Here is a 7643-nt window from a genome sequence, read left to right on the forward strand (position 1 = left end):
ACCGTATATAAAAAATAGCGGTTTTATCGCTTAAATGAAATAATAGTGATAAATTAAACCGTAACCTCCGCATATTGTACCGGATTGGCAGGATAAAAGACGGAATGTTCCGCATATAAACAAGTTGCCAATAATTATGACCAACATCACGAATGAAAGAAATCTACGAGCCTAAATTTGTTGAAAAGCTATTTGACAAAATGAGTAGTTCGTATTCAAAAATGAACTACATAACCTCATTCGGATTTAGTGAAAGATGGAGAAGACAATGTGTTGAGGAAATTGAAATCGAAAAAGGAAAAATAGTTGTCGATTTAATGACTGGAATGGGAGAATGTTGGAAACATATTTTAAAAAAGTCGGACAACAACTCAAAATTAATCGGACTTGACTTCTCAACCGAAATGATAAATCGTGCGGAGAAAAATAAAGGAAAGTTCGAAAAATCAAAAATTGAAATTCTTAAAGAAAACGTCTTTGAAAACTCAATAGCAAACGAAACAGCGGATTTTGTCATTTCAGGTTTTGGATTAAAGACATTTAATGATGAACAACTTGGAAAATTAGCAAACGAAATTAATCGAATTCTAAAACCAAACGGAAAATTTTCGCTAATTGATGTTTCTGTTCCAAATAGTAAATTACTAAAACCATTTTATATGTTTTACTTGAAAAATATTATTCCGATTTTAGGAAAATTGTTTCTTGGAAGTCCCGAGACTTATAGAATGTTAGGAGTTTATACAGAAGAATTTGGAAATTCAAAAAATGTTCATCGGATTTTTAACAAACAGGAATTTGAAGTTGAATATGTGGAATATTTTTACGGATGTGCAAGCGGAATTAAAGGACGAAAAATAAAATAACTATTGGCAACACCGTGTATAATTAATGGCTGGTTCTCGCCTACTTACGAAAATCCTCGCGGATTTTCTATTCGGTTTTTATTTACTAAATTAGGTGCTTAAACACGCCACTAATCATACACAAACACGTTAGCTGTAATGGTAAAAAAAATTTTACAAACAAAGAATTAACCAAAAAAGATAGATTTGGATTACATCAAGAATGATTTGACTACATTTTAAATCTTTTTCATTTTGACCTTTGTAACTCACAAAAAGAGATAACAAAATGAAAATCACGCTTACAAGTTCTTTAGGTAATATTGGAAAACCACTCACAAAACAACTAATTAATGATGGTCACGAGGTAACCGTAATTAGTCATTCAACTGACCGAAAGAATGAAATTGAGAAATTAGGAGCAAAACCTAAAATTGGGTCTTTAGAAGATTTAGATTTTTTAATGTCCGCTTTTAAAAATACTGATGCAGTATTTTTATTGAATCCGCCTGATTATTCTAAATCTGATATTCGAGAATACTACCGACTTACAAACGCAAACTATGCGGAAGCCGTTAAAAAAAATAAAATTCAACGTGTTGTTCAGTTGAGTAGTTTCGGAGCGCATTTAAATTTTGGAACAGGACCTATTTTAGGTTCACATTTTGCGGAAGAAATTATAAAACAAGTACCGAACATAGATTTGACAATTTTAAGACCTACCTATTTTTATTACAACCTTTGTAATTATATAGATATGATAAAGTATACTGGTCAAATTGTAGCGAACTACGGTCAGACCAAGTTCCCTTTGGTATCGTCAAAAGATATTGCGAACGCAGTTGCTGAAGAGCTTATAACAACCAAAAGTAAATTGTTTAGATACATAGCAAGTTCTGAACATACAGGTCAAGAAATTGCTACAGTACTAGGAAAAGGAATAGGAAAAACTGACTTAGAATGGAAAATTGTATCTGATGAAGAAGTAAAAAATGGAATGGAACAAAATGGCATACCTTCAAACATCGCTAATCTATTTACAGAAATGTATGCAAGTCTTGCAAATGGAAAATTGACAGAAAACTATGAAAATAATAAACCTATTAAAATGGGCACTGTAACACTTGAAGATTTCGCAATAGAATTTGCTGAAATGTATATTAAATAATTATGGCAAAAGATATTATTCATATAAAAACTATCTCGGAATATCATAAACGAAATGGACTTGCAAAGCCACAACATCCTTTGGTAAGTGTAATTAATTTCAATGATATTATCTATACGCCAGATTTTAATTTAAATGTAACACACGGATTTTATTGCATTGCGCTAAAACATTTGATTGATGGCAAAATGAAATACGGTCAGCAAGAATATGACTTTGACGAGGGAGTTTTGGCTTTTATCGCACCAAACCAAATAATGCGAATTGAATCCGTCAATCAACAATTTAATCATTCGGGATGGTTACTAATTTTCCATCCCGATTTTTTATGGGGAACCAATCTTGCAAAAAAAATAAAGCAGTACGACTTTTTCGGTTACGACTTAAAAGAGGCGTTGCATCTTTCAGAAAAAGAAGAGGATATGCTTACCATTATTTTTCAAAGTATAAACAATGAATATATCTCAAACATTGACAAATTCAGTCAAGATGTTATAATCTCTCAAATAGAGTTATTACTAATTTATTCCGAGCGATTTTACCAAAGACAATTTATAACAAGGAATAAATTTAACTACAGCATTCTTGAAAGATTCGACACCCTTTTAAACGATTATTTTAAAAATGAAAATATGTTATCAAAAGGGCTACCCACAGTTAAAAACCTTTCAAATTCAATTAACTTGTCGCCAAATTATTTAAGTAAACTACTCAAAACTATAACTGGAAAAAGTACTCAAGAATTTATACACGAAAAAGTGATTGAGCTAGCGAAAGATAAATTATCAACTACTGAATTATCAGTAAATGAAATTGCTTTCAGTTTAGGTTTCGAACACCCACAATCATTTGGAAAGTTGTTTAAGAAAAAAACTGAATTGACCCCTTTAGAATTTAGAAAAGCATTTAATTAAAAATCGGAAAAACCACTACAGCTAACAAATGTTACAACGTAAATGCCGATTTAAATGAATTACAGTAGAAATCTTTTATTTGCCCTAGTGGTATTGGGTTTTGTTTCTTGTGCCGATACGCATAAAAACAAAGCTAAAACTGCCCTTGTAGAAAACACCGAAGTAAGCCAGTTGCCCTATTTCAACTCGGCCCTTTTCACCCCGGAATGGAACAAAGGAACACATAAGATTCCCGATTTTTCCTTTACCAATCAAAACGGGGAAAACGTTACCAATGCAAGCCTTGAAGGAAAGATCTATGTAGCCGATTTCTTTTTTACGATCTGTCCGGGCATCTGTCCCAAGCTCACCAAAAATATGGGACTTTTACAAGAAGTGTACAAAGATGATCCTGACATAAGGTTCCTATCCCATTCCGTAATGCCCACGAATGACACTGTGGAAAAACTGGCCCAGTATGCCCGAGAGCACGACGTGCACCTACCGCAATGGCATTTGCTTACGGGAGACAAGGACGCCATATATGACATTGCCAGAAACGGTTACTTTGCCGATGACGATTTCACCAAAACCCAAGACATAGAGGGCTTTATCCATACCGAGAATTTTATCTTAGTAGATGGCAAAGGTTACATCAGAGGTGTTTACAATGGCACCCTGGCCCTTGAAATGAAGCGCTTGAAACGACACATTGAAATCTTGAAAAAAGAACCCTGATACGACAGACAAGGGTAAGGGTATCACAAGCCACCTAGCTATCCTAGTAGAACACGGACGGTTTCACTGGAGTCCCAAACCAAAGGCCGAACAGAACCTTCCCTCCTCCCTTCGACCAAAAACTTATCGCATTTTATCCGTAATTTGGAATCGCAAAAGCAAAATACAACGGAGTTTCCCTCTAACGGCTTTTCATAAATATAAGGGCCTGCTAGGGGAACGGTCTTCTAATATGGGCAAAAGCCGGTAAGTGCAACGGAGAACCGAAGTGAAACAAGGCATTACTTCTTTCATACGAGTCCCTATGGTAAAGTTCCTTACTTCCGTAAACTACTCAAATAAAATGATAGAACGACTAGAAAACAACAACATAGAAGTATCACAAAAAATTCGTTCAGTTTTTCAAGCCTCATATAAAATAGAGGCTGAATTATTGAACGCCATTGATTTTCCTCCCCTAAAAAGACCCCTTGAAGATTATATAGACAGTGAAACCGAATTTTTCGGGTATAAAAAAGGAAAGGAACTGGCCGGAGTTGTAGAGATCAAAAGCAATGATGAATTTACGCATATTTGCAGCTTGGTCGTAGCTCCCGATTTTTTCAAACAAGGTATTGCCAGCGCATTGATCAAATTCGTTTTCAATACCTTCGATTCGCAACTCTTTGTTGTTGAAACCGGATTAGAGAATGGCCCCGCAACTGCCTTGTACAAGAAATTCAATTTTAAGGAAGTGAAACAATGGAATACCGACCACGGGGTTAGAAAAATAAAATTCGAGCGAAGAATAAAGTAACAGGCTCAAGCCACGACAGCTACTCCTTATTGTACCTTTGAAAAACCGGAATCCATATCCAAAATAAGAAAGGAAAGAAACCGGAACGGAACAATAGAGCACCTATAATTGGAGTTTATATTAAAGGAAAACGTCGCAAGCATAAACAATGGCCAGACCCGACCATATATAGTTGAAGGAGGCAAAAACAGATATTTAACTTTAACCGAAGAATATAAAATGGCAGAATTAGACGATAAAATTCACTCGCAAATCGAGGACCTATGCGCCAAAGGGGATCATTTGGCCGAAGAAGGCAATTTTGCCGCGGCCCTAGAGAATTATTGGAATGCCTTTGATTTGGTTCCCGAACCAAAAACCGATTGGGATAGCGCAACGTGGATCTTAACGGCCATCGGCGATGCCAATTTTCTCGGAAATGATTTTAAGGCAGGTGTAGACAATCTTACCTATGCCATGCATTGTCCTGGAGCGATCGGCAATGCATTTATTCATATGCGACTCGGTCAATGTCAATTTGAAACCGGAAACCTAGACCGTGCGGCCGACGAGTTGACCCGTGCCTATGCCCTTGAAGGAGAAGAAATTTTCTCTGAAGACGCCCCGAAATACCTAGAATTTCTAAAAACCCGTATTACCACTGAACCACCCCAAAAAAAACCTTGGTGGAAATGGTAAAAAAAGAAGGCTAATTTAATATATGAACAAACATTTTACCCTAGTTCTCTTAACGCTACTAATCGGCAATCAACTTATAGCACAAGACGCTACACAGCTCGATACCATCAGACAACTTAAAGAAGTAATTATAACTTACCAAGCCGACAAGTTGACGCCAATTACTTTTCAAAATATCCATTCAAAAGAAATAAAGTCAAAATCAGTGGGCCAAGAGCCTTCATTTTTACTATCTGAAACTCCTTCCATCACTAATTATTCCGATGCAGGAAATTCGCAAGGTTATTCCTATTTCCGACTTAGGGGTATTGACCAAACCAGAATAAATATGACACTTGATGGTGTACCTCTTAATGAACCCGAAGACCAAGGAGGGTATTTTTCAAATTTTCCCGATCTACTAAATTCAGTAAGCAAAATTCAAATCCAAAGGGGACTTGGATTGACAAAAAACGGTGTGGCCAGTTACGGAGGAAGCATTCAACTTTTTTCGCCAAACCTTAGGGATTCAACACGAACCACTTTTGGCCTGGGTTATGGTTCGTTTAATAGCTTCAGGGCGTTTGGAGAATACAACAGCGGAATTAAAAACAGAAAAGCAATATACCTTAGAGCGTCACAAATTTATTCCGATGGTTACAAGTACCATTCAGCCAACAACTCCCAATCGGTTTTTGTAAGTAGCGGCTTGTTCTTTGATAAATCAACCTGGAAAATAAACTTACTCGCAGGGCAACAAAAGAATGAAATGGCTTGGCTTGGTGTATCAGATTCCTTGATACATATTGACAGAAGAACAAATGCCAATTCAAATCAAGAAAAAGATAGGTTCTTTCAAAGTCTTGCCCAAATTCAAAACTCTTGGCAGATCAGCCCGTCTTCTTTTCTACAATCAAGTATATACTATACTTTCCTAAAAGGAAACTACGATTTTGACCTAAATAACTTTTTAGGCTTTCCGCCTACCGAAGAATTGTACAATTACGCTTTTCAATCAAATCTTATCGGTCTTTTTAGCAATTACAGTTTATCAAAAAAGAATTTTAGTTGGACTACCGGCTTTCACGGAAACCTATACAATAGAAAACACACCGGCAGTGAGAAAGAATTAGGCCAACTCTATCAAAATAAAGGTTTTAAAAATGAAGTAAGTGCTTTTACAAAAGCAAATTACAGCTACAAATGGCTAACATTTTTTGCCGACATTCAATATCGCTATGTCAATTTTGATTACGAAGGCTCCGTTGCTTTCCAGAAGTTGAATTGGGATTTTATCAACCCAAAAGCAGGGTTCAGTACTTCGTTAAATCCACATTCAACCCTATATTACAGCATTGGAAAGACAGGAAGAGAGCCTACAAGAAACGATATGTTTGGTGGTAACGATGATCTGTTGGCCGATAATTTAGGTAATCCCATTTTATCCAACACTAAACCAGAATATGTGGTAAATCACGAATTGGGCTTTAGGTATCAAAAAAAGAGACTAAATCTGGACTTCAATTTTTACCACATGGATTTCCAAAATGAAATTGTCTTAGACGGCAAATTTGGACCTAACGGATTATCCTTGACCAGTAATGTTGAGCAAAGTGTACGAACAGGATTGGAACTGGCTCTTTTCTATAAAGTAAACCACTATTTTTCGTTAACAAATAATTCTTCCTTCAATTATAGTCAGATAAAAGAACAGTCGGAAAAATTCACCCCAATACTAACACCACCGCTGATCGTTAATCAAGAAGTCGTGTTTAATAAAAACAATCTTACCTTAGCCTTATCTGCAAAATATCAACATAGTTCATTTATTGATTTTGCCAATGAAGAAATGGTAAATGGCTACTTTCTTATGAATAGCAGGGCGAGCTATGATATCGATAAATTTCAATTCGCACTATTTTTAAACAACATTACCGATACAAAATATTTCAACCAAGGTTATGTTGATTTTGATGGAAGCAAAAAATATTTTGTGCAGGCCCCGATCAATTTTTATACTTCAATTCAATACAATTTCTAATGAATTTATTCGACATTGAAAACATTGCTTTTGAGGTATTGAACTACCCAATAAGCTATGTTGAGTTGATAGCCACGCTATTTGGTTTGATTTCCGTCTACTTGGCTACAAGAGCCAACATTCTTACTTGGAGCACTGGAATTGTAAACGAACTGTTTTTGTTCATTTTGTTCTTTCAAGTACAGCTCTATGCCGATATGTTTTTACAAGTGTATTTTTTCGCAGTCACCTTATATGGTTGGTACAATTGGAAAAATAAACCCGAAGAAAACGGCATTACCTCAATTGACTCAAAATCAAAACTGTGGTTATCTCTCATTATTGTTCTTTCAACTCTTATCGCAGGCTACTTATTGAAGTGATTTAAACTTTTTTTGGATCGAAAGATAGGGCTACGGACATTTGTGTTACCACACGCAAATACCATAGCCCATGTACAAAGTACTTGACAAAGATACCATAGAATTGGAGATAGTCCCACATATACCTTTACCGAAAAGGGGTT

General features: G+C 35.8%; 8 protein-coding genes. All 8 read left to right on the plus strand.

What is annotated here, in order from left to right; all coding sequences use genetic code 11:
* Positions 1-152 precede the first annotated feature (152 nt).
* The 8 genes from B4Q04_RS22160 (at position 153) to pnuC (ending at position 7500) form a co-directional block, all read left to right on the plus strand.
* Positions 153-866, plus strand: a complete 714-nt coding sequence (locus tag B4Q04_RS22160) for a class I SAM-dependent methyltransferase (protein ID WP_088698164.1) — start codon at positions 153-155, stop codon at positions 864-866.
* Between the two features lie 268 nt (positions 867-1134).
* The gene (locus tag B4Q04_RS22165) at positions 1135-2013 is read left to right on the plus strand and encodes an NAD(P)H-binding protein (RefSeq protein ID WP_088698165.1); all 879 of its coding nucleotides are present in this window, start codon (positions 1135-1137) and stop codon (positions 2011-2013) included.
* A 2-nt stretch (positions 2014-2015) separates the two neighbouring features.
* Positions 2016-2927 carry a helix-turn-helix domain-containing protein gene (locus B4Q04_RS22170; RefSeq protein ID WP_088698166.1) on the plus strand — a complete coding sequence of 304 codons (912 nt, stop codon included), beginning with the start codon at positions 2016-2018 and terminating at the stop codon, positions 2925-2927.
* Positions 2928-2981: 54 nt separating this feature from the next.
* Positions 2982-3644: an SCO family protein gene (locus tag B4Q04_RS22175; protein ID WP_088698167.1), complete on the plus strand. Its 663-nt coding sequence runs from the start codon at positions 2982-2984 to the stop codon at positions 3642-3644.
* Between the two features lie 343 nt (positions 3645-3987).
* Entirely contained in the window at positions 3988-4440 is a 453-nt protein-coding gene (locus B4Q04_RS22180; RefSeq protein WP_046287975.1) for a GNAT family N-acetyltransferase, read from the plus strand.
* Positions 4441-4659: 219 nt separating this feature from the next.
* Entirely contained in the window at positions 4660-5118 is a 459-nt protein-coding gene (locus B4Q04_RS22185) for a hypothetical protein (protein ID WP_046287974.1), read from the plus strand.
* Between the two features lie 22 nt (positions 5119-5140).
* The gene (locus B4Q04_RS22190; protein WP_088698168.1) at positions 5141-7138 is read left to right on the plus strand and encodes a TonB-dependent receptor; all 1998 of its coding nucleotides are present in this window, start codon (positions 5141-5143) and stop codon (positions 7136-7138) included.
* Positions 7138-7500 (plus strand): nicotinamide riboside transporter PnuC, encoded by a 363-nt coding sequence (pnuC, locus tag B4Q04_RS22195; protein WP_201723437.1) that lies wholly within the window; start codon positions 7138-7140, stop codon positions 7498-7500. The genes B4Q04_RS22190 and pnuC overlap by 1 nt, the downstream gene beginning before the upstream one ends.
* Positions 7501-7643 lie beyond the last annotated feature (143 nt).

The organism is Zobellia sp. OII3 (genome assembly GCF_002211465.1).
GTDB lineage: Bacteria > Bacteroidota > Bacteroidia > Flavobacteriales > Flavobacteriaceae > Zobellia > Zobellia galactanivorans.

Coding starts and splice junctions, on each gene's coding strand:
- B4Q04_RS22160 (WP_088698164.1), top strand. CDS start 153: ATGAAAGAAATCTACGAGCCTAAATTTGTTGAAAAGCTATTTGACAAA.
- B4Q04_RS22165 (WP_088698165.1), top strand. CDS start 1,135: ATGAAAATCACGCTTACAAGTTCTTTAGGTAATATTGGAAAACCACTC.
- B4Q04_RS22170 (WP_088698166.1), top strand. CDS start 2,016: ATGGCAAAAGATATTATTCATATAAAAACTATCTCGGAATATCATAAA.
- B4Q04_RS22175 (WP_088698167.1), top strand. CDS start 2,982: ATGAATTACAGTAGAAATCTTTTATTTGCCCTAGTGGTATTGGGTTTT.
- B4Q04_RS22180 (WP_046287975.1), top strand. CDS start 3,988: ATGATAGAACGACTAGAAAACAACAACATAGAAGTATCACAAAAAATT.
- B4Q04_RS22185 (WP_046287974.1), top strand. CDS start 4,660: ATGGCAGAATTAGACGATAAAATTCACTCGCAAATCGAGGACCTATGC.
- B4Q04_RS22190 (WP_088698168.1), top strand. CDS start 5,141: ATGAACAAACATTTTACCCTAGTTCTCTTAACGCTACTAATCGGCAAT.
- pnuC (WP_201723437.1), top strand. CDS start 7,138: ATGAATTTATTCGACATTGAAAACATTGCTTTTGAGGTATTGAACTAC.